Raw genomic sequence first — 20957 nt, 5'->3', positions numbered from 1 at the left:
TCTAGACGAAAGCTTTAGGCCAAAGGTTGAGGATTCTTTTCTTGGATGGGCGGATAAACAGGGATAATCACGATAAACTCAGTGCCCACGCCCACTTCCGAGCGCGCTTGAATTTCTCCCCCGTGATTTTGCACGATACCGTAAGAAATACTCAGTCCAAGACCCGTTCCCTGCCCCACACCTTTAGTGGTGAAGAATGGATCGAAAATTTTCTCCAAAGTCTCTGCTGACATGCCTTTGCCGCTGTCTTGAATTGAGACTTGCACCCAACCGCGACGATCTTTGGAGCCTTTGTAGTCTTTCAAAGCTGTCGTTGAAATCCAAATATGTCCCGTGCCTTCAATGGCCTGAACTGCATTCGACAGAATGTTCATGAAGACCTGATTGATCTGACTTGCATAACAGTGAATCAATGGAGTTGGTTCATACTGTCTGTGAATCTCAATACGGTTTTTGATTTCCCCCTGCAAAAGATTGAGCGTTGTATCGAGACTTTGATGAACGTCGATTTCTTGCAGTTTTGCCTCTTCCAAACGAGAGAAATTTCTTAAGCCCAAAACAATGTCACGCGTGCGGCGTGCACCGTCTTGGCAAGACGCTACCAGTTTCGGAAGATCCTTAACGATGTAATCAAATTCGTATTCCTCTTTAAGAGCATGTAGCTTCGGAGGATCTTTTTCAGCGACTTCCGCAAGCTCAATCAATTTTTCTGAATACTCTTTAAGATGAGTCATATTGCTGTAAATAAATCCAATCGGATTATTCAACTCATGCGCAACACCTGCCACAAGTTGACCCAAGCTGACCATTTTTGCTGAGTGAACGAGTTTTGTTTGCGTATCTTTGAGTTCTTTATTGGCAGCTTCTAGTTCCGTGATTTTTTTACGAAGATCCGAACGCGCTTGCCAGATTTTTTTACTCATCTCATTGAAAGATTCAGTAAGAAGGCCAATCTCTGTATCGTTTTTTACGGGAATGGTGACTAACTGTTCTTGTGACTCGAAAGATTGCAGGGCTTCTACCAAATCATAGAGCGGCTTCAACACCCAGCTTGAAGTCACAAGAATTGTTAGAATCAAAAGTAGAATGACGGCACCGACGACCGTAATAAACGCATAGTTTACGTTCTTAAGAACGGCTTTCGCTTCACTTTTTGAAGCTCCGAGTGCCACGTAGAATTTAGTGATACCCCAATCAATCGGATAAATTAAAAATCCATAAGGAGTTGTGCGCACATTCAAATCAAAGAAGGGCTCTGCACCAGGACGGAAATAAGGCTTAAAGAAATCTTTTTTATAGAGATAAAAATCCGGATGGCTTGCCACCACAACCTGACCGCCTTCCTTAAACACGATCAGCTCCAATTTCAGGCGGTTCTTCATTTTGTTAGCAAAGGCTTTATCTAAATCCACAATCTGTTCCACATAACCGACAGAGCGTCCCCCGGCTCCTGTGATCTTGGAAATGAGGATGAGATTGAGTTTTTGATTTTCGCCGAACTCTGCAAGTGCGATTTCTTTTTCATCTTTCACTTGCGCCATGTATTTCGCGGATAAAAATACGGCGTCTTGAACAGGCACGAAACTGCGCACATTGTCTTTGTCATCCTTAAAAACAGAAGCGAGCATGCGGCCTTCGCGATCAAAGAACGTGAGACTAGAAATATTATCCGTCTTAATCCACTGTGAAGTCAGGGAACGAATCGTCGCGCCGTCTCCAACGGTCACGTGATAAATCAAACTTGGATCACGAATGTACTTATCGCGTTTTTGTTGAAGGCTTGCGCGTAAATCTGAAAGAACCAACTCGATTTCACGGGCGTTGCCACTTAAACGTTGGGATAACTCATGGTCGATGGCTTTTTCATACTTCACCATCGAATAAATTGTAACGAAGGCCAGAGGAACGACAGAGAAAAGAACAAACCAAACGATCAAGATCGTACGCAATGATCTTTTAGGTTTCTTCCTTAGGGTTTTCACTTTTTAGCTTCATCCACTGTGATAATCATACGCACGATCCCGTCAGGCATAACGCGCGGATGTTTTTCTTTACCGATCTTAGGTTTTCCATAAGTTCCTAAGAACGTCAGTAGATCCTGATATTTTGCTTCAGGAATTGTGAAGTGATAGTACATAGAGCCTGGAGTTTTTTTCCAACCAAGTTCCACCGAACCGGCTTTACGACCGCCAAGTTCATTGATTTTTTCAGTGATCTTCGGACCGATGACATCAATATTAGTCACCGCAATTTCACCACGATAAAGAAATCCGCCAGAGGCTGCGGCTGGAGCTGTCTCTGGCGCTGCTGTTTTTTCTTCTTTTTTAGGAACTGCGGTTGTCGCTGCAACAGTTGCTGCTGCCGTCGGTGAAGCTTTTGGAGTTTCAGTCGTTTTAGCAACGGTTGTTTCTTTCGCTGTTTCTTTTCCGTGTTCTTTCGAAGTTTCCTTGCTTACGCCTTCATCGACGAATTCAGGTTTTTCTTCAATCGCCGGAGAGGGCTCTGATGAAGTATTTTTAGAAACTTCCGCCAAAACAACTTCTTTAGATCCCGTTCCTACGCCCAACTGCATGACTTTTTGCCATGGAGTCACAGTGAGCAGAGTCACGATAGCGACAACGACAACAAGAGCTTCCAATCCCCACTTCAAGCCTTGCGGCCATTTATCGAAGTTGGATTTTTGCATAAGAACTGAAAGATAACTTGAAGGAGCACTGATTTGCGCAATGATCGGTTGAGACACCACTGTGTCGGCCAATCGCTCCGCATAGGTTTGACCATTCTGAATTTTCGTTAGGTCCAATTGAGCGTCTCGCGAAAATTTCACGTGATCTTCAACGGCCGCGCGACGTTCTTTATCTAGACTTCCAGAAAGATAGTCATAAAGAAGTTCATGACCAATAAAAGGAGAAATCTCCCTTTTGCCTTTTTTGGAAAGTGGAATTTTATTTTCCTGCTGAGCCATGCTTTAACTTACTCACACCTTGAGTCATGCTTCCCAATTTACGAAGCGCTCTTCCTAAACGATAGCGAATCGTACCTTGAGTAATCCCCAAGCCTTCTGAAATATCATCATCTTCAATTCTTAAAATTTTAGACCAGATCACAGTTAAAAGCTCGTCCTCGGAAGCCGATTTCTGAAATTCGCGCCAAGGGCCTAGATCTAAGCCTTCGGGAATCAACCAACCGGATTCAACAGATGTGTTCGGACGACCGCGAGCTACACGCGCTTTGTAGCGGTCCCACACTGATTTGGTGGCAGCCACAATTGCGACAGAATTTTTTAAGTCAGGATTTCTTTGTTTGCGAGCTCGACCAAGGGCCAGAGCCTGAGATGAAGCCTCTATCGCTTTTTGATCATCGAGCAAAGCAAAGTAGAAAAACAAAGCGATAGATTGTACGTCGGCCTCAGTCATTGACACCTTTTTTACAAGAGAAGCTGTTCAAAAATTGGAAGCAACTTCTTAATACTAATCGACTGTAAGCTGTCTGAGAAGGTCTAGCTGGTCGAGAACTTTGCCCGAACCCATCACAACACAGCTCAATGGATCTTCCGCGATGGAAACTGGGAGTCCAGTTCTCTCTCTCAAAAGAACATCCAGGTTCGCCAGCAAAGCTCCCCCGCCCGTCAACACGATACCGTTGTCCACGATATCAGAAGCAAGTTCTGGCGGAGTTTTTTCAAGTGCTGTGCGAACAGCGTCGACAACTTCAGACAAAGGATCCATCAAAGCATCGTTCACTTGAGAAGAAGTGATTTCGATTGTCTTAGGCGCGCCCGCTACGAGGTCACGGCCTTTGATCTCCATGGATTTTTCTTCTTCGAATGGATAAGCATTTCCGATTTGGATTTTGATATTTTCAGCAGTTCTTTCACCGATCAACAAGTTGAATTGGCGACGAACGTAGTTCACGATCGCTTCATCAAATTTATCACCGGCAACTTTGATTGATTTACAGTAAACGATACCGCCCAAAGAAATCACAGCGACACCTGTTGTACCACCGCCCATATCAACAACCATGTTGCCTGATGGTTCAGTAATTGGAAGACCTGCACCGATCGCCGCTGCCATTGGCTCTTCGATCAAGTACACTTCACGAGCGCCCGCTGATTGAGCTGCTTCTTTCACCGCGCGTTTTTCAACTTGAGTGATTCCGTAAGGAACGCAGATGATGATGCGTGGGCGGATGAAAGATTTTTTCTCGCCCAAAGATTTTCCGATGAAATATTTAAGCATGGATTGAGTCACTTCGAAGTCGGCGATAACACCGTCTTTAATCGGACGAATCGCAACGATGCTTCCAGGTGTACGACCAAGCATGTCCTTGGCTTCTTTACCTACAGCAAGAACACGATTCTGCATTCCGCGATAATTTTTTTGAACCGCAACAACAGAAGGCTCATCGAGAATAATCCCGCGTCCTTTGACGTAAACTAGGGTGTTCGCGGTGCCAAGGTCGATGGCAATATCATTCGAAAAATAATCTTGAACTTTGTCAAAAAAACTCATGCTGACTCTCACTTTTCATTCCAAGTCTAGGAGCGATGAAAAGCAGAGTCAATGCAGATATTTAGACCTAATTTCAGTTATTTTGACGCGGGTGCACAAGAGACCACAAGATCAGTCCTGGACTGACGACCTTGATAGCGAACTTGCAGGCCTTCGTTCAAAGTACTTTCCGCTTTCAAAGTTTTATCTAAATCCACCTCAATTGCTTCAATCTCCACTCGCTCCTCTTGCCCTTGGGAAGCGGGTTTCAGACGAACGACAATGGATTCTCTCTGACGACTGCGGAAAATTTCTTTTTGAATTTCGTGACGAGTATCCCAAGCAAAAATCTCTTCTTTGGAAGGGTTGCGATCGCTCATGTCACCCAAGCGGTAGGTACAGCGCACACGACTCAAGTCGACTTTCGGTTTTTTGAACGACTTGTCAGAAAGACACACCGTCTCGACTTCCTTTTCCATATTGTAGTTCGTCACAACCATGCGAATCTGCGAACCCAAACCAGAAGTCACAGAGAATGTGTCCATTCCTTTCTTCTGCTGCAACTGAATTTGACCCATAGCCGAATAAGTTCCTGAGGAAGGCGTCATGATGAAGCTCGCTTTGCCATAAGAATCGACCGCAGAAAAAAGAATATTGTAAGACTGCTGTCTATGAGCATCCCAGAAAATATCGCGGAAGCTTTGACGTCTTTGTGGATTAAAAGGATTGATGTTGTCGAGGAACGTGCGATCTTTCAAATCCATTCCGTTCACGATACAACGAGCCGTGCTGGCCGCTGGTAAGGCTCCAGGGTTGGCTGGTTGAAGAGTTGTGCAACTGCGATTGTAATTTTCAATTCGAAGTTCACGAGCACAACCGTTATTAAGTGTATCGTTTAAAAGGGCATCACAAAATTCTTTTTTAGATAAGAGTTTGTGTTTTCCTGTAGAGCAACCGTTGAATTTATACTCATAAGTAAATTCGCCAGGGACATCAGGAACCGTTGTCGTCGGAGCTGGAGCGTTCGGCGTAATGGGAGTGACAGGAGTGCCTCCACCACCGCCGCCGTTTGAGCAAGCACTGAGAGCCAACGTGAAAATCGTCATTGCTAAAGGCACATTCAATTTCATAACAAACCCGTCTTTTTAGAAAAAACATCCTCGGGGAAGAGAAAGCAAATAGGGGGCCACTTTCCTGCAATGCGGGCTGCATTTAAAAAGGAGATCTTTACGTGACTGTAAGGAAAAGTGTCTTATTCTTAGACAGTGGTGACGCAATTAAGAGATGCGCTTAGGCCCTCTTTTTGAATTCTTAAAAAAGATATGACAAAACCCTTACTAAAAAATGTTTTAGCGATATCTCAGCAACTTTTCCTGTCGAGCGTTTTGACGTCGCTGACCGTTTTAGCGCCAGGTTCTGTTCATGCTGAAGGCTCCGCGTGCCGCTCTTTATTTTCCGAAGGTGTTCCCGCAAAGTCTCTAGCGATTGATGGTTCTTGGAGAAAAGTTTCTGCAGATTTATTTATGGGTTTTCGTTCGAACGCGCCTCATTACTGGAATTGGCTGCGTTCGCAAAAATCACCACTGCTTGAAGCCCGTGGCGTTGTTTCTGGTGACCCGCACATTTTAAATTTTGGAGATATTCCTCTTAAAAATGGCAAACGCGAATACGCATTGATCGACGTTGATGATTCCGGTGTGAATGCTCCTTTGGCTGGAGATTTTTTAAGGTACTTTGTTGGAAACCAAATCTCAGATTTTAAAGTGCACCCCAAGGATCTTTACAAATCTTATTTAGACGGCTTATCTGGCCAGACCATGTCCAAACCAGATTATCTTACTTCTGTAGAGTCAAAATCGGCTGACAAATTCTCAGAGCGACAGGGGAAGTATCTAGATAAAATTACGCAGAATAAAAAGTTCAGCGGGAATGCTCCTGTGTCTTCGCTATCAACGGCCCCTAAAGAGGTTCAAGATCTTTATCAAAGGTCATTGGAGACTTTTAATAATCTTATGCAAGACTATTCGATTTTAGATGTTGGTTATCGCATCAAAGATTCGGGTGGCAGTATGGGACTTCCCCGTTTCTGGTTTTTGCTAGAAAAAAATAGCAAAAGACATGTTTGGGAATTCAAACTGGAAACTGATCCTGCATCTTCTCTCTTTGCCGCACAACCAGCCGCATTGGACCGTTTTAACGACGTAAGTAAAATATACCGTCCGTCAGAAAAAGTCGCGGGCCCTTATGGTTTTCTTCAAAGTGGCAATGACGTGTTCTTGGTTCGAGAAAGATTTAATACCTATTTTGATCTTGATCCGGCAAAAGCTGTCAGCAAAAAAGACATTCAAGATGGACAGGAGATGTCTCTTTATTTGGCAAATCAAATGGGTTTAAAACATGGAGGTCAACAAGAAGGCGCAAAACTTCTTAAGAGCCTGGACAAATCCGACTCCTATCAAAACTTCCTGGATCTTGCGAAAAACTATGTGAACCTGATCAGCCAAGAGAATCAATAAATCTCTAGAAGTGTTTTTTCCATTCCACTTCATGAGCCATGTATTCCGTAAGCAAATGTTTTTCTTCTTTAAGACGAGCTTCGTTCCATCCTAGTTTTTCCTGGAAGACGGCGCCGATTTCATCCATGAACTTCACACCATGATTGCGATCCGCCAAAAAGAGCGGCACACGGCGCGCGTAAAAATCGCTCATATGCAAACACATCGTCATATCGATGGCTTGAGCGGCCTCAAGCTGCCAATAAGAATAATTTTCCGGATACTTGTTAAGAATTTCCGCAGCTTCCAAACCATAGCGCTCTGCTAATAAACGGATATCCGCAAGAGGTCTGCCCGTTTCTTTTGCCCACGCATCCGCCAAGCCTTGTGCTTGATGGAAAGCATCGACACTTGTGTAGGGATTGAGTGGTACAGCCGTATTTGTTTTTGCAAACTTCGCGCGGTCTTCGAATGTAAAATCATGAAGAGCCTTCGTCACCGTCTGTTCACACATCAACCGGTACGTCGTATATTTTCCACCGGCTACAAAAGTAATTCCGCGCGGATCGTTAATGATCGTGTGCTCGCGACTTGTTTTGCCTTCTGTTGAAGATCCATCATAGACAAGAGGACGAACTCCCGCGTAGCTGGCGATCACATCGTGAGCCGTAATTTCAGCTCCTGGGAAATAATGATCCGTGATCGATAAAAGATATTTTACGTCTTCGGGAGTCGTTGTGACATTTTCAGGAGATTCCTTAAAATCAGTATCTGTTGTTCCAATAATGATCATTTCGTGACGAGGAATCCCGAAAACAATACGATCACTTTTTTCCGCAGCCATTACCACGGCGCTTGAAAGTGGCAAACGATGTTTGGGAAGTGTCAGATGGATGCCTTTTGTCGGACGAAGAATCTTTTTCCAATCCTTCAGAAGTTTTTCACCTACCTCATCTGTCCAAGGACCGACGCTGCTAATCACATGACGAGCTTTGATAGAAAACTTTTCTTTCGAGATCTGATCTTCACATTGAATAGCCGAAATTTTTCCGTCTGTGAATGTCGCCCCCGTAGCTTTCACGTAGTTGGCGCAAAGTGCTCCCATTTCATTTGCCGAACGCAAGGTCTCATGCACCAAACGGTCATCATCCATGTAAGCATCCGAATAAATATAAGAACCTAAAAGATGCGTTGAACGAATCGCAGGCATTCTGTGCAAAGATTCTTTCGCGTTCAAGCGCTCATGCATTTCCGGCGCTTGAAACAACGAAAGGGCATCGTAAAGCCACATGCCCAAACCCATTTTGAACATTCCAACACGGCTTTCTTCATAAAGGGGAATCATAAAGCGCAAAGGATGCACAAGATGTGGCGCCATTTCAAACAGACGTGTTCTTTCGTTCAAGGCCTCAAACACGAGTTTAAATTCCATGTTTTCAAGATAACGAATTCCACCGTGAATAAGTTTGCTCGACTTTGAAGAAGTGCCTGAAGCAAAATCACGCGCTTCGATAAGAGCGACTTTCATTCCGCGAGCGGAAGCGTCTCTGGCGACACCCGCTCCGTTAATTCCTCCTCCGATAATCACCAGATCAAATTCCTGCGTTTTCATCTTGTTGATATTCTGGATACGATTTGCGAAAGAGAAATTTTTCATCGGATTATCCTTTCGTCGTCTTCACGGAAAGAGTGCCGGGCTGCCAAGTTTCAGGCTTAAAGGATTTCACAGAGTTTGGAATGCCATTGTCGTTCGGAAAGTAAACTCTTTGTAGATGTTTTTCACGACCCAACTTGTAAGCAAGCTCACATAGTTCGTCGCGCGCCTGCAGTGAGCAGTGCTGCACGTGCTCGACCCACAAAGACTGCGTCTGCCCGTCCAAAAACAACAGCGGCTGAGCAATGAAATAACCCATGAGCTTGTTGCTTTCCTGATCTCTGGCAAGAAAACTCCAACCAAGTGCAATATAGTGATTCAAAGCTTCAACGCGAAATTTGGAACTCCAACTCGCCATCATTCTTTCCATCTCATCGGGATAAGATTCCTGAAGCTTTTTATTTTCTAAATCTAAAATATCCTGCAAATCGTCCGCTTGAATCACACGGCAAAAAAGGCTCATGGCCTGAGGTCTCCTTGTCATTTTCCTGTTCCTATTTCATACTAAGAGAGTATGAAATACAAAGACTATTCCACCGACATTTGGAACCGCTTAAATACGACACTAGACCAAGTTTTAAAAGAGGATTCTTCTCCTGTCGCTGCGTTCGACGCTGATGGCACGCTTTGGGATATTGATTTGGGCGAAACGTTTTTCCATTATCAGATCGATAACAAACTTGTGTCTCTTCCGCCTCACCCTTGGGAAACTTACGAATCAATGAAGGCTGAAAACCCGCAAAAAGCCTACCTTTGGCTAGCTCAAATCTGTCGCGGTGTGAAACTGGAGCAAGTACACCAGTGGGCGGTGGAGGCCGTCAAAGGACAATCACCACTGCCGGTTTTTTTAGAACAAAAGAAACTGATCGATTTATTTCTTTCACGTGGTGTTCAAGTTTATGTCGTGACCGCCTCTGTAAAATGGGCGGTAGAACCGGGCGCAGAAATTCTGGGACTTAAGAAAGACAATGTCATCGGTGTAGAAACTCTTCTGGATAACGGCGGGCAAATCACGGAATTGCAAAAAGGTTTGATCACTTATCGCGAAGGAAAAGTAGACGCCCTTTTAGAGAAGACCAAAGGAAAACTTCCTTTCTTTGCTTCCGGTAACACGATGGGAGATTATCATCTTCTGCAAACGGCCACACATCTCAGCCTTGCTGTGAGCGCAGCCTCTCGTGATGATAAGCTTTTCAAAACGGAATATGAGCTGCAACAAAACGCCGAGAAATTTGGATGGCTCGCTCACCGATTTGTGTGAGCCCCTTTTTGCTCCAGGTTGAGACACGATTTCACAGGAGCCTTGTCTAAAGAGTCGACAAAAAAACTGAAACTCTAGTTCTTTGTCTGAACGCCGAAATCAACACCATGAATACACATCATGGTGCTGCGGCAAAAAAATGGGGCGTTACTTTTATCACTCTTACTTTCTTGAGCTCTACGGCTCTTGCAATGGGAAGCCGACTTCCTGCAAATGAAAGTTCTTCGGGCTCTGAGACGGCCCCAACACCTCCTCCAAAAATTGTTCGTACACCAGAGGCTCTTCCCGCAGCACCACTGACAAGTGCATTTCAAGTGAATGTTTGGAAGGATTCTATTGAGCCTGCAATCAACACTGTTGAGAACTATTATAAAATCAATCAACTTCCTAAAGATCGCTCTACAGCGGGTTCTCATGAAGTCGACTACTGCGATACGAATCTTGATAACAAAAGAAATTTCGGCGAACGCATTGGTTACATGGTGGAAGTAAACTCCCGTCCTATGAAATCTCCATTGGGTTATGTTTCTAGCTACTTCCAAATTCCAAAAGATCAAACGCAATATTATCCAACAAGTCTTTTGAGCCATAAAATGTGCGACGTCACAGCAGCTACTTTAAGTAAAACTTTGGATGGCCGTAAAATGCCTAACGCAACAGATATCAAGCGCGCACAAACTTGGATAGCTCGTTATAATCAGTACCGTGACGAAGCCTTGGCTGGAAATCGTGACGGTTATATTAAACTGCAAAAACTTTGGGGTAAGACAATGATGTGTCTTGCTCACGTAGAGTCCTTAACAACGGCGGATTCATCTAAAAGCCAATCAACGGCTGCAAAGTTTGCTCCCTCAGATTACCGTCGTCCAGCAGGTGTTGCATTCTATGATGATCCTTACCAATCAGATCCTGCTTCGAAATTAAATATCGGTCTTTTCCAATTCGGGACGGTCGCTGGTGGTGACCCGCAAGGTTGCATTCAGCAGTGGAATGAACTTTATCCAACATGCCAAATCGCGAAGAACACGGGATGGCAGGAGATGGTTCGTCTTTTTGGAAGCTCGTATCAAACGTTCAACGCATTCTGTGGCGTGAACTACATGCTGCAAAATTTCAGCGTGCAAGTAAATACGACAAACTCCTATCGCACACATCCTAGCAACTTGGTAAATGGAAAGTTGAAAGCTCCGGGCGAGCGTTGTGTGAGCTTGCACTTTTCTTCAAAAGTCAGCTACAACCACTTTGGTCCTCTGCAAAATGTTATGGGCGATACAATCGGTATTCTGATGAAATGCGCTCTTCAAGAAGAGTAATTTTTCCCACAAGTCCTGAAATCATTGCCTGATACGGCTTATAGGCGAATTCACAGATTTTCTCTTGAATTCGCCTTAAATATTAATAGCCTTTTAATATGGCATTAAAACACATCATTTTTATTTTAAGTTTGTTTGCAGGAAGTCTTTCTTTCGCGGCAGAACCTTGCCGTGAGGAACCTGAAGATCTCTATTCTTACCAAGATCAGATCTTGGATCTCGCAAAAAACAGCCACTCCCCTGAGGAGTTAAAAAATAAAATGGCTCGTCCTTTGCGTTGTTTGATTGAGGCTTATAAAACCAATGATGATCTTCTCACAAAATATGTGGCGGGATCTTGCGTTCAACGTTTAATGGGTGGACCCGAGATCAAAGGTTTTAAAAGAACTCGCAACTATGACATCGTTTTTAATTCTTTGATCAATCAACAATTTGAATCTCAGTCACTACTGACGAAATCCGAAATCGCGGAGTTTGCGTCTGGTAAATGGGTGGAGTACGTGAATTTCTGCAAAGGCTCTGTGACCGAAGCTCTTTGTGGAGAACTTCTTCCTACAAATGATCGAATCAAAGAACAAAATGAACTTTTAGGTGCGACTTCCATGTTGGTTCTTAAAAGCGCTTATCACCAATTCTCGGGTGATACGAAAAAAAATATCGCTGCACAGATTATGAAGCTTTACAAAGAGACTTCAAACGAATCACCTTTAAAGCGTCGTGTGATTGATCAAATCTATCGGGAAATTCAAGAACCTAAAGTAGAGCTTCGCGGCTCTTAAAAAAGAAAAGGCCAAGTTTCCTTGGCCTTTTTTCTTATTAAGCTTTACCAACAACTTTTTCGATGTCGGTGATTTCTTTTGGAACCGACGAAGTCATGTTCTCAGACCCGTTTGAAGTCACACGGATGTTATCTTCAATACGGATTCCGATGCCACGATACTTCGAAGGAGCCGAAGTGTCCTCTGCAGGGATGTAAAGACCTGGCTCAATCGTGAAGCACATATTGGCTTCAATCGGACGAGGCTCGCCTTTTTTAAAGTACAATCCGGCATCGTGCACATCCATACCCAACCAGTGACCGATACCATGCGGATAGTATTTTTTCTGCGCAAGGGCTTGGATCAAATCTTCTTTGCGCCCCGAAAGAAGACCCAACTCTAGCATCAAGTCCGTCAACATAGACGTTCCCATGTCGTGAAGTTCTTTAAACACAATACCTGGTTTTACAAAATCAATGATGGCTTTTTGAACTTTCAAAACACCTTCGTACACGCGCGCTTGCTCATCTGTGAACTTTCCGTTTACTGGGAATGTTCTTGTGATGTCGCCTGTGTAGTAGTTGTATTCCGCACCCGCGTCGATCAACAACAGATCACCGTCTTTACAAACTTGATCGTTGAAGTTGTAGTGTAAAGTCGTCGCTGCATTCCCGGAGGCTACGATGTAGTTGTAACCTTCGCGAGCTGAACCCTTCATAAAGAAGTGATGAGCCAATACACCTTGAACCTGGCGCTCTGTAACACCTGGACGAGTGAAGTGCATTGCTGCCAAGTGAGCTTGTGCAGAAATTTCGCACGCTTCACGAAGTTGCGTCAGTTCATACTCGCCCTTCACCAGACGGTGTTCACCCAAAAGAGTGTCTGCATCGTGGATAGAAAGAAGACCGTAACCTGTGCGACCTTGCATTTGTTTGACTGTTTCAAGAACAGACTGCATTTGATGGTCGACTTCAGCATTTTTATAAAGACGATAGTAAACGCGATCGACTTCCTTCAAAAGTTGCGGAGCTACTTTTGAGAACTCATCAATCGGATAGGCTTTGTCGATTTTAAATTCACGCTCACAGCCTTCAGGTCCATAGCGGAAGCCATCCCAAGTTTCTCTTTCAGGATCACGGCGACGCACGAACATCGTTGTTTCAGGTTTCATACCTGGGCGATAGATCAAAATAGATTCCGGTTCTTCCCAACCTGTGAGGTAGAAAAGATTTGAATCTTGACGATAAGGATAGTGCACATCGTGATTGCGAATGTGTTCAGGGTGAGAAGCCACGACCAGCGCGCCTCCGGCGATCTCTTGACCGACTTTCTTTCTTCTCTCTGCAAATACGTTCATATCAAAAGTGGGTTTTCTCATTCGTTTCTCCTACAGACCCCATTTACGAGTTAGAACTTTTAACTGACGAGCTGCTGATTCAGCGCCCTTGTTCATAATCTCGCGGCGTTTATCGAAATCCATAATACCATAGTTCCCCGTCTCAAGCGAGACGACAGTGTCAACTCCTGCAATAGGCTTATTATATAAGCCCGCAATCTCGCTCCATAGTACGTTGTCTGTTGCTGCGGCATCCAAAGTGTACGGCGATCCCCCCGGAGCCTGAAGAACATTCACAAGAACGATATAGTTCGCCCCTTTTGAACGCATATAGTTCGCAAGCGAAGTGATATCACGCACTCCAGCAACACTGCTTTGATAAGGCTTAAAGAACGGAGGATAAGACATGCAAAGGTACATCAACTGATCTAGCGGTCCACGATTCATCAAATAAATCTGGTTCTTTTTCATATTGTAAGACGGACACGCAAAAGGAATACGGAAGTCTTCCACTTTTGAACGATTAAACGCTGTGCCTACAAAATCTTTAAGCACTGTCACTTCGTTATTTTTGTGCACAGAACCCAAAAGAGATTTCTTAACGACATCTTCGTCTTTCAATTTGAACATTTGCCATTCAACATCGTTGGCTTGTTCTTTGTTCGCATAAAGAGCCGCCATTGGAGCCGCGAACTCAACACCACTGATGGATTGCACTGGCACTTTCGCGCGCATCAGCTCATGCAAGAAACCAATATGCGCATAAGTCTTTGCTCCACCGGCTCCCAAAATAATTCCAATGCGAGGCATGGAGGGAATGACAGGAGCTGGCGGTGGTGGCGGAGGAGGAGCTTGAGTCACTTCCTCTTCTTCCGTTTCGATCGGTGGCGGTTGCGGAGTCGGCTGAGTCGGATGTTGAGCGTGAGGACCTGGCTGAGTCGGTCTTGGTTGCGCGGCTTTGCGAATGTCTTCGCGAGTCTTGATTGTTTGGCAGCTTGCAAGAATAAGAAGTGGTAAAATCCAACTAGACTTTTTTAGCAAAGACAAAGAACTCATTATTGCCATCCTTTCCTTGAATCGGAGAAGAAAAATAGTCGATCACTTTCAAACCGTGTTTCGCGCAGACTTCTTTCACACGCGTTTCAACGTCTTTATACAACGAGGCATCCTTGACTATACCCCCCTTTGACAAGCCGTCAACGCCGACTTCGAATTGGGGTTTAACCAGACTCAAAAGATGGCCTTCGGTCTTAAGAAAATGAACTAATTGAGGGATAATCAAAGAGATCGAAATAAAAGAAACATCCATGACCGCAAGATCGAATTTTTCTTGCGGTGTTGCCTTAAGAACTTCAGCCTCTTGCGAAAGATTTCGGGCGTTGATTCCTTCAATGACTTGAAGGCGCGGATTTTTTAAAAGCTCCGGATTCACCTGTCCGTGACCAACATCGACTCCAAGAACTTGAGCGGCTCCATTTTGTAAAAGGCAGTCCGTAAATCCCCCCGTTGAAATCCCCACATCGAGAACTTTGAGATCTTTCACGGAAAGCTTGAGATGCTCTAATGCACCCTCTAGCTTCAAGCCTCCACGAGAGACAAAACGATTCGCGGGTCCTTCTTCAACAAGGATCTGCATGTCCTCAGTTACGGAAAGGCTGGATTTTTTTAGTGGTTTTTTTTGAGAACCATCAAATTGAAAAACCTGACCCGCATCAATCAATTCCTGAGCGTGCGTGCGCGACTGGGCCAATCCTTTTTCAACAAGATAGACATCCAGACGCTTTTTTTCAGACATAAATAATTAAACCTGACGATTTTGATTGAAGCTGATGAGGTATTCCAACATCGGTGCTTCGGCAGAAACTTTGTGAAGTTCTGCTAAAGTGTTTTTGCTGATCTCTTGAAGATATGTTTTTGTGCCTTCAAGACCCATAATGCCGGTGAAGCTTCTTTGGTCTTGATCTTTTTCACCGTGATCTAAAACATCATCAGCCACTTGGAACGCAAGCCCCAGACCTTCACCGAATTTGCGCAAGCTTTCGATATCCGTTGGACGAGCCCCGGCGATGACGGAGGCTCCCTCAACAGCGACGCGGATCAAAGCACCTGTTTTTAAAAGATGTAAGTGCGTAAGTTCTTCTTTTGAAAATTTCTTTTGGCCTGCGCGAAGATCAATAGCTTGCCCACCGACCATACCACGCACACCTGCGGCTTCAGAAAGAAGACGTGTCAGTTGTCCCACAAGAAAACTTGTGTCGCTGTAACCGTCGGCGATCAATAAAAATGCCTCGGTCAATAGTGCATCCCCAGCAAGCAATGCGAAATCTTCACCGAAGACTTTGTGATTCGTTGGCTTACCACGACGAACATCATCGTTATCCATGCAGGGAAGATCGTCGTGAATCAAAGAATATGTATGAATCAATTCAACAGCTGTTGCAAAAGGAAGGATACGCTCTTGCGAGCAACCAAAAAGTTCCGCAACCAGCAAAGACAACACAGGACGGAAACGTTTTCCGCCATTCGTCGCGGAATAAAGCATGGACTTTCTCAACTCGGAAATCGCGTCACCCTGTGGCAGATCCATTGCGGAAAGATACTTTTCCACATACTGATTCACAGTCTCTACACGGTTTGCGATTTCTTTTTCAAGTTGAATAGCCAAGTCCAATTTAGTTTTCCTCTGGAGTGAAATCCGTCACAACAGGTTTACCATCGGCGCCTACAGACATCAAAAGTTTTACTTTTGCTTCTGCTTCATTCAAACGCTGATGGCACTCGCGAGAAAGTTTTACGCCTTCTTCAAAAAGTTTCAGAGATTCTTCTAAAGCCAAATCTCCTTTTTCCATCTTTTGCACGATCTCTTCGAGGCGGCTGAGCTTCTTCTCAAAATCCATGTTATTCCTCCTTCACACTGTCAACGACAGCGGTCAGTGAACCCTGGGCCAAGCGAACGTCGATGACATCGCCTTTTTTAACTTGGCTCGCTGATTTAATAACTTCATTTTTTTTAGTCACAATTGAATAGCCTCTTTCAACAACTTTCAGAGGACTTAAGCTGTCCAAGACAGACATCAAACGCGCCATACGCGCATTCTTTTTCTCAATAGAAAAGGCCAAAGCCTTTTCCATGTGAGCTCTTAAATATTCCAGATCTTTTTTCTTTTCTTCAATGAGGTCTTCGGGATTTCCCAACTTCTCTGTCAAAAGTTCAACGCGATGGTGGTGCTCTGACAAGCGACGATTCATGGCAAATTCAAGACGATTTAAAAGATCATCATTACGCAATTCTAAATCTTGCAAACGGCGTTGCGGATCTACAAGACGTTTTGATAAGCCACGGATTTTCTCCGTTAAGAACTTCATCTTCTTCTCAAAAGAAAGATGAAGCATTCTTTCCAAAGATTTAACTTTGGTACCTAACTCACCCGCACTTTTCGCGACAAGCTCTGCGGCTGCGGAAGGTGTCGGTGCGCGAAGGTCAGCGACGAAATCCGCAATGGTGAAATCGATTTCATGCCCCACCGCCGAAATCACCGGCAAAGGACTTGCGGCAATCAAACGCGCTAAGGCCTCATCATTAAAGCACCACATGTCTTCAATAGATCCACCACCGCGGCCGATGATCACGACATCAACACCGGGAAGTGCCACGGCTTTTTTGAAAGCTTCACGAATTTGCGGAGCTGCCGCCTCACCTTGAACAATCGTTGGAACCACTGTGACTTGGATAGAGCGCGCACGACGAGAAAGCACATTGAGAATATCGCGAATTGCAGCACCCGTTGGTGACGTCACAATAGCAATGTGTCTTGGAAATGTCGGAATCGGTTTTTTTCTTGCCGATTCAAAAAGACCTTCCGCTTTCAGTTTTGTTTTCAGCTGCTCAAAAGCTTTTTGCAAAGCTCCGGCACCTACGGGCTCCATCATCTCGCACATGAGTTGATAGTTGCCGCGAGGTTCGTACACAGAAATACGTCCGCGCACGATCACTTCCATGCCGTCCGTCGGTTTGAATTTCAAACGCGCGTTGTGCCCGCGAAACATCACCGCAGTAATTTGTGATTTGGCATCTTTGAGACTGAAATAAAAATGTCCTGATGTATGAGCTTTGAAGTTCGAGATCTCGCCCTTCACCCACACCATGCCGACTTGGCCTTCAAGAAGTTGTTTGATGTAGACATTGAGTTGCTCAACCGAAAGAACTGATGGCTCATTTCCGCGCGGAGCTACATCCATAGCGCCGAGAGTGGCTTGTGCCGAAATTTCAGTTTTGCGAAGAGCTTGATTTGGTACGTCTGACATGGAAGTCCAAGCTAATGGGCTCCCCGCTTTGAGTCAATTAAAGAGCAGAGTACCAGACATTCTGCGCGGACCACAATCCGCCGACGAAAAAACACACCCAACCGAGAGTTTTGTGACGGGAAAGGTTGTGAAACGCTTCACCCATGCGCTCTTGGCCGATGCGCACCAGGACAGGGTTCTCCAACACAAGAACCATCAGGAGTCCATAGAAAAAAACAACGAACGGAAAAATAAAATCGAGCTTTTCTGGCGTCATAAGCAATTTATCGGCAGCTTTGCCTGAAAGTAAGAGTCTGGTTTCGTTGACGGGTTTGAAAGACATGATAGAATAACAGTCAGAGGTTCGACGGCGTAAAGCTCATCGAAATTAAACCTTACAAGCATATTTTTGGGGACTGTCCCTGACAATGGTGAGCAAGCTCAGCTCGTACTGAGAAGCCTAAAGTTGTTATAATGGTCACCCACCTTAGCTAAAACAGGTTTATGTTTCAGAGTGGCCATCGGACCTTTTTTTATTTTCTCACTCTAAGACAATTTGTTTTCTCCTCTGAAGATTCCTTCTCTCATTGAGACAGTCCTGTAAAAAACTTCACCAAAAATCAGAAAACTTTAAACAAGTTTTACAGTGTTCTCACGTTCAGTGATGCTTTTTTAAGTCCGATAAGTTCAGTATGAATTTACGCTGGATTTTAGCGGCTGCTATTAGCATCCTCTCACTACTTCTTTCTGCCTGTGGCGGCGGCTCCTTTCAGGGCAACGACTTCGCGTCGAAGGGACCTGCGTCCTCTGAGCCTGCTTATTATGGAAAACCTACGACGGTAACGAATGGTCTGCGCGTGCAGATGTCGGCGAAGTTTTTGTATCGTCAGTTGGATTTCAATCCTGCCCCTGGTAGCTTAAATGGTCTCAGCAGTGTGGTCAGTGCCACGGATGCCATTCCTATTCCTTTCGCTGAATTCCATATATATGATTCCGAGGGCAATCGCATTCAACAGGGCGAAACAACAACTCAAGGAATCGCTGACTTTCAAATTCCAAAGACAGCTGGCACTTATACTTTGCGAGTTTTTTCGCGTGCATATAATGATTATTTAAAAATCAGCGTTCTAGAAGATATCTACCAAAACAATCCCTACTATATCTCACAAAACTTTACGATTACCTCAGCGGACGTTGCCGCTGGAACTACAAAAGACTTAACTAGTACCCCAGTTTATGCACAAGCGAACGAAAATTTGTCTTCTAAAATTGAGGGTGGCGCCTTCAATATTTATTTCGATATCTTGATTGCGAATGAATATATTCGTCGTAACATCGGCAAGAATAACAGCGGAACAGGAGTCCCCAGTACCGACGCAAACGTTTGGTGGGTCGCAGACAAAGTCACAGTTTATTGGAAGGCTGGATTCAACCCATACACTTATTTTAACTCCTCCACGCCACTTTCTTTTTATTCCCCCGGCGAAAGAAAACTTTATATCTTAGGTGGCAGCAACGGCGACGTTAAGAGTGCGGATACAGATCACTTCGATGACTCCGTCATTCTACATGAATACGGTCATTTCCTAGAAGATGCCTACGGACATTCTGAATCTCCAGGTGGATCCCACAACGGTAACTTTATTATTGATGCTCGACTTGCGTGGAGCGAAGGGTGGGCAAATTATCTTCAATCGGCTGTCTTAACAGGCGCAAATGCGTATGACGATAACAAAATTTCACCTGACGAGTCTCGCATTCCAACTATTAAACGTTATCACTACTATGTTGATACATACGGATACAAAGGTGGTGGCAGCGCGGGAGTAGGAATTTCCTTCAATCTTGCAGCCGTTGGAAATACCGGTGCAGAACCTGATGATGTTGCCAGCGATCTTCCAGGAACGGGAACATTCCGTGAGGTCTCAATTGCACGAACTTTATATAAATCTACTCGCAGAACAACTGCATCCTACGACACAGGAAAGTTTGGCGGCGGCGTCGCCTTTGCAAATGTTTGGAAAACTTTTTCCGGAGAAAATACAACTGGAAATAGTAGATCTAATCCGGTTCCTTACAGTTTAAGAAATTCGGGAAAATTCCCAGTACCGAATATTGGTTTGTTTAACTGGCTTCTCTCGCAAAATGTTACTCCCGACACAAAATGGGATGATATTTTAACTGAGGAAAAACAAAACAAAAATACTCAAGACTATGCATATTACTTAACTCCAGCAACATGTGTTGGGATTGGCATATCTGCAGCCGCACCCGAAACGAAAATGGGAGTTAAAGATCCAGTAAATCATTCGAATCAACAGAAGAATAACGATTTTTACTTATACTACCACAATGGAAGCTCAACAACGCTCAGCATGACTTACACGGCGACTGGAAATGCCCCTGATCTGGATTTGGTTTTATATTACGGATCATATGTATACTTCGAGGACGACTATTGGTATGGCGGATATTCCAGTCCTTACGTCGCAAAATCTAGTCGCACAAGCGGAACTACGGAATCAATTTCTTTGGCAGGTCTGCCTGCAGGTTATTACGTCCTTAATGTTAAAGTAAATGCTTATGGAAAAACATCCGCTCAGATGAACGGCACCTCGACTTACAAACTCTACAAAGACGGAGCGCAAGTATGCGGAACAGAACAGCCTTAACCCTGATTTTGGGTCTTATATTCGGAATTTCCGGCGCGGCTTATTTCTCTAATAAAGAGAAGAAGCGCGTTCCATCTTCGGTAAAAGAAGGAAAAATTCCTTGGGTTCCAGCTCCCGTGGGCAAACACTTGGCTTTGCTCAAGGTTGAAATCGCAGCTCCTCATAATATTCCACAAGAAGGTAATGACGACGTTGAAATCACAGGTCGCGTGCTTGTAAATCAAAACCTGCAAGGCGATCTTTCGTATGAATGGAACTTACCTGAAGACGTGCAAATCGTTGAAGGCCAACAAAGTGAAACTTTGGCTGGCGTTAAGATGGGTCAGATCGTGGAACTCAAAATCACTGTGAGTGGTTTTAATAAAGAAAAACAAAGATTGATTTCACTACAAGCGTCAGGCTCTGCAGGCAACCAAGTTCTAGGGAACTCGGCCGTCGTTGCAAGTCGTCCTGAAGATACTTGGGAAGCTGTTGCTCCGGAGATGAAAAAATCTGCTGACGAGCAACTCGGCACTGAAAAATCCCGCCGCTAAGAATCCGAAAGTCGTCTTCCCTCTTCATCTTGTCACGGTTTAAAGCTCCACCGTTATAGGCACACTATTTCCATCGCTGCCGTTCATGGAAATAAATCGCTCAAAAATAATTCAATCCTATATCGCGGCCAGAAACCTATTGGGACTAACCAATTCTG

Annotated in this window: 20 protein-coding genes and 1 other RNA gene; 7 read left to right on the top strand and 14 right to left on the bottom strand. The window is 44.5% G+C overall.

Annotated elements, in window-relative coordinates; translation table 11 throughout:
• Positions 1–14: 14 nt before the first annotated feature.
• From AAAA78_RS00950 to AAAA78_RS00930, 5 genes are all read right to left on the bottom strand, one after another.
• On the bottom strand, positions 15–1982 hold the full coding sequence (locus AAAA78_RS00950) for a HAMP domain-containing sensor histidine kinase (protein ID WP_340589869.1): 1968 nt from the start codon (positions 1980–1982) through the stop codon (positions 15–17).
• Entirely contained in the window at positions 1979–2965 is a 987-nt protein-coding gene (locus AAAA78_RS00945) for a zf-HC2 domain-containing protein (RefSeq protein WP_340589868.1), read from the bottom strand. The genes AAAA78_RS00950 and AAAA78_RS00945 overlap by 4 nt, the downstream gene beginning before the upstream one ends.
• Entirely contained in the window at positions 2946–3416 is a 471-nt protein-coding gene (locus AAAA78_RS00940; protein WP_340589867.1) for a hypothetical protein, read from the bottom strand. Before AAAA78_RS00940 ends, AAAA78_RS00945 begins: the two co-directional genes overlap by 20 nt.
• 54 nt (positions 3417–3470) lie before the next feature.
• Complete coding sequence (locus AAAA78_RS00935) at positions 3471–4514, bottom strand: rod shape-determining protein (protein WP_015089392.1); 1044 nt, start codon at positions 4512–4514, stop codon at positions 3471–3473.
• 77 nt (positions 4515–4591) lie between these two features.
• Positions 4592–5623 (bottom strand): hypothetical protein, encoded by a 1032-nt coding sequence (locus tag AAAA78_RS00930; RefSeq protein ID WP_340589866.1) that lies wholly within the window; start codon positions 5621–5623, stop codon positions 4592–4594.
• Positions 5624–5815: 192 nt separating this feature from the next.
• Between AAAA78_RS00930 and AAAA78_RS00925 the strand changes: the two genes are divergently transcribed.
• Positions 5816–7009: a hypothetical protein gene (locus AAAA78_RS00925; protein WP_340589865.1), complete on the top strand. Its 1194-nt coding sequence runs from the start codon at positions 5816–5818 to the stop codon at positions 7007–7009.
• A gap of 4 nt (positions 7010–7013) precedes the next feature.
• Here AAAA78_RS00925 and AAAA78_RS00920 read toward each other — a convergent pair whose 3' ends face one another.
• Both AAAA78_RS00920 and AAAA78_RS00915 read right to left on the bottom strand, forming a co-directional pair.
• Positions 7014–8645, bottom strand: coding sequence for a glycerol-3-phosphate dehydrogenase/oxidase (locus AAAA78_RS00920; protein WP_340589863.1), 1632 nt, complete (start codon positions 8643–8645; stop codon positions 7014–7016).
• Positions 8646–8649: 4 nt separating this feature from the next.
• On the bottom strand, positions 8650–9105 hold the full coding sequence (locus tag AAAA78_RS00915) for a hypothetical protein (RefSeq protein WP_295902062.1): 456 nt from the start codon (positions 9103–9105) through the stop codon (positions 8650–8652).
• Positions 9106–9156: 51 nt separating this feature from the next.
• Between AAAA78_RS00915 and AAAA78_RS00910 the strand changes: the two genes are divergently transcribed.
• The 3 genes from AAAA78_RS00910 to AAAA78_RS00900 all read left to right on the top strand — a co-directional run bounded on the left by AAAA78_RS00910 (position 9157) and on the right by AAAA78_RS00900 (position 11995).
• Entirely contained in the window at positions 9157–9903 is a 747-nt protein-coding gene (locus tag AAAA78_RS00910) for an HAD family hydrolase (protein ID WP_340589861.1), read from the top strand.
• A 107-nt stretch (positions 9904–10010) separates the two neighbouring features.
• On the top strand, positions 10011–11216 hold the full coding sequence (locus tag AAAA78_RS00905) for a hypothetical protein (protein WP_340589859.1): 1206 nt from the start codon (positions 10011–10013) through the stop codon (positions 11214–11216).
• A 98-nt stretch (positions 11217–11314) separates the two neighbouring features.
• Positions 11315–11995, top strand: coding sequence for a hypothetical protein (locus tag AAAA78_RS00900; protein WP_340589857.1), 681 nt, complete (start codon positions 11315–11317; stop codon positions 11993–11995).
• Between the two features lie 37 nt (positions 11996–12032).
• On the opposite strand, the gene AAAA78_RS00895 is transcribed toward AAAA78_RS00900, so the two are convergent.
• The 7 genes from AAAA78_RS00895 to AAAA78_RS00865 are packed head-to-tail and all read right to left on the bottom strand — an operon-like array spanning position 12033 to position 17937.
• Entirely contained in the window at positions 12033–13352 is a 1320-nt protein-coding gene (locus tag AAAA78_RS00895) for an aminopeptidase P family protein (RefSeq protein WP_340589855.1), read from the bottom strand.
• A gap of 9 nt (positions 13353–13361) precedes the next feature.
• Positions 13362–14366, bottom strand: a complete 1005-nt coding sequence (locus tag AAAA78_RS00890; protein WP_340589854.1) for a patatin-like phospholipase family protein — start codon at positions 14364–14366, stop codon at positions 13362–13364.
• The gene (locus AAAA78_RS00885; RefSeq protein ID WP_340589853.1) at positions 14335–15105 is read right to left on the bottom strand and encodes a TlyA family RNA methyltransferase; all 771 of its coding nucleotides are present in this window, start codon (positions 15103–15105) and stop codon (positions 14335–14337) included. The genes AAAA78_RS00890 and AAAA78_RS00885 overlap by 32 nt, the downstream gene beginning before the upstream one ends.
• A gap of 6 nt (positions 15106–15111) precedes the next feature.
• Positions 15112–15975, bottom strand: a complete 864-nt coding sequence (locus tag AAAA78_RS00880; protein WP_340589851.1) for a polyprenyl synthetase family protein — start codon at positions 15973–15975, stop codon at positions 15112–15114.
• A gap of 7 nt (positions 15976–15982) precedes the next feature.
• Positions 15983–16207 carry an exodeoxyribonuclease VII small subunit gene (locus AAAA78_RS00875; protein ID WP_340589849.1) on the bottom strand — a complete coding sequence of 75 codons (225 nt, stop codon included), beginning with the start codon at positions 16205–16207 and terminating at the stop codon, positions 15983–15985.
• A 1-nt stretch (position 16208) separates the two neighbouring features.
• Complete coding sequence (gene xseA, locus AAAA78_RS00870; protein ID WP_340589847.1) at positions 16209–17615, bottom strand: exodeoxyribonuclease VII large subunit; 1407 nt, start codon at positions 17613–17615, stop codon at positions 16209–16211.
• A gap of 37 nt (positions 17616–17652) precedes the next feature.
• Complete coding sequence (locus AAAA78_RS00865) at positions 17653–17937, bottom strand: hypothetical protein (RefSeq protein ID WP_340589846.1); 285 nt, start codon at positions 17935–17937, stop codon at positions 17653–17655.
• Between the two features lie 15 nt (positions 17938–17952).
• Between AAAA78_RS00865 and ssrS the strand changes: the two genes are divergently transcribed.
• The 3 genes from ssrS (at position 17953) to AAAA78_RS00850 (ending at position 20799) form a co-directional block, all read left to right on the top strand.
• A non-coding RNA gene (gene ssrS / locus AAAA78_RS00860) (6S RNA) lies at positions 17953–18126 on the top strand.
• A 160-nt stretch (positions 18127–18286) separates the two neighbouring features.
• Positions 18287–20266: a hypothetical protein gene (locus tag AAAA78_RS00855; RefSeq protein ID WP_340589844.1), complete on the top strand. Its 1980-nt coding sequence runs from the start codon at positions 18287–18289 to the stop codon at positions 20264–20266.
• Positions 20245–20799 carry a hypothetical protein gene (locus tag AAAA78_RS00850; protein WP_340589842.1) on the top strand — a complete coding sequence of 185 codons (555 nt, stop codon included), beginning with the start codon at positions 20245–20247 and terminating at the stop codon, positions 20797–20799. The genes AAAA78_RS00855 and AAAA78_RS00850 overlap by 22 nt, the downstream gene beginning before the upstream one ends.
• Positions 20800–20957 lie beyond the last annotated feature (158 nt).

This window comes from Bdellovibrio sp. BCCA (assembly GCF_037996825.1).
GTDB lineage: Bacteria > Bdellovibrionota > Bdellovibrionia > Bdellovibrionales > Bdellovibrionaceae > Bdellovibrio.
This window is presented reverse-complemented; position numbering and strand designations above follow the sequence as displayed.

Coding starts and splice junctions, on each gene's coding strand:
- AAAA78_RS00945 (WP_340589868.1), bottom strand. CDS start 2,965: ATGGCTCAGCAGGAAAATAAAATTCCACTTTCCAAAAAAGGCAAAAGG.
- AAAA78_RS00940 (WP_340589867.1), bottom strand. CDS start 3,416: ATGACTGAGGCCGACGTACAATCTATCGCTTTGTTTTTCTACTTTGCT.
- AAAA78_RS00935 (WP_015089392.1), bottom strand. CDS start 4,514: ATGAGTTTTTTTGACAAAGTTCAAGATTATTTTTCGAATGATATTGCC.
- AAAA78_RS00930 (WP_340589866.1), bottom strand. CDS start 5,623: ATGAAATTGAATGTGCCTTTAGCAATGACGATTTTCACGTTGGCTCTC.
- AAAA78_RS00925 (WP_340589865.1), top strand. CDS start 5,816: ATGACAAAACCCTTACTAAAAAATGTTTTAGCGATATCTCAGCAACTT.
- AAAA78_RS00920 (WP_340589863.1), bottom strand. CDS start 8,645: ATGAAAAATTTCTCTTTCGCAAATCGTATCCAGAATATCAACAAGATG.
- AAAA78_RS00915 (WP_295902062.1), bottom strand. CDS start 9,105: ATGAGCCTTTTTTGCCGTGTGATTCAAGCGGACGATTTGCAGGATATT.
- AAAA78_RS00910 (WP_340589861.1), top strand. CDS start 9,157: ATGAAATACAAAGACTATTCCACCGACATTTGGAACCGCTTAAATACG.
- AAAA78_RS00905 (WP_340589859.1), top strand. CDS start 10,011: ATGAATACACATCATGGTGCTGCGGCAAAAAAATGGGGCGTTACTTTT.
- AAAA78_RS00900 (WP_340589857.1), top strand. CDS start 11,315: ATGGCATTAAAACACATCATTTTTATTTTAAGTTTGTTTGCAGGAAGT.
- AAAA78_RS00895 (WP_340589855.1), bottom strand. CDS start 13,352: ATGAGAAAACCCACTTTTGATATGAACGTATTTGCAGAGAGAAGAAAG.
- AAAA78_RS00890 (WP_340589854.1), bottom strand. CDS start 14,366: ATGAGTTCTTTGTCTTTGCTAAAAAAGTCTAGTTGGATTTTACCACTT.
- AAAA78_RS00885 (WP_340589853.1), bottom strand. CDS start 15,105: ATGTCTGAAAAAAAGCGTCTGGATGTCTATCTTGTTGAAAAAGGATTG.
- AAAA78_RS00875 (WP_340589849.1), bottom strand. CDS start 16,207: ATGGATTTTGAGAAGAAGCTCAGCCGCCTCGAAGAGATCGTGCAAAAG.
- xseA (WP_340589847.1), bottom strand. CDS start 17,615: ATGTCAGACGTACCAAATCAAGCTCTTCGCAAAACTGAAATTTCGGCA.
- AAAA78_RS00865 (WP_340589846.1), bottom strand. CDS start 17,937: ATGTCTTTCAAACCCGTCAACGAAACCAGACTCTTACTTTCAGGCAAA.
- AAAA78_RS00855 (WP_340589844.1), top strand. CDS start 18,287: ATGAATTTACGCTGGATTTTAGCGGCTGCTATTAGCATCCTCTCACTA.
- AAAA78_RS00850 (WP_340589842.1), top strand. CDS start 20,245: ATGCGGAACAGAACAGCCTTAACCCTGATTTTGGGTCTTATATTCGGA.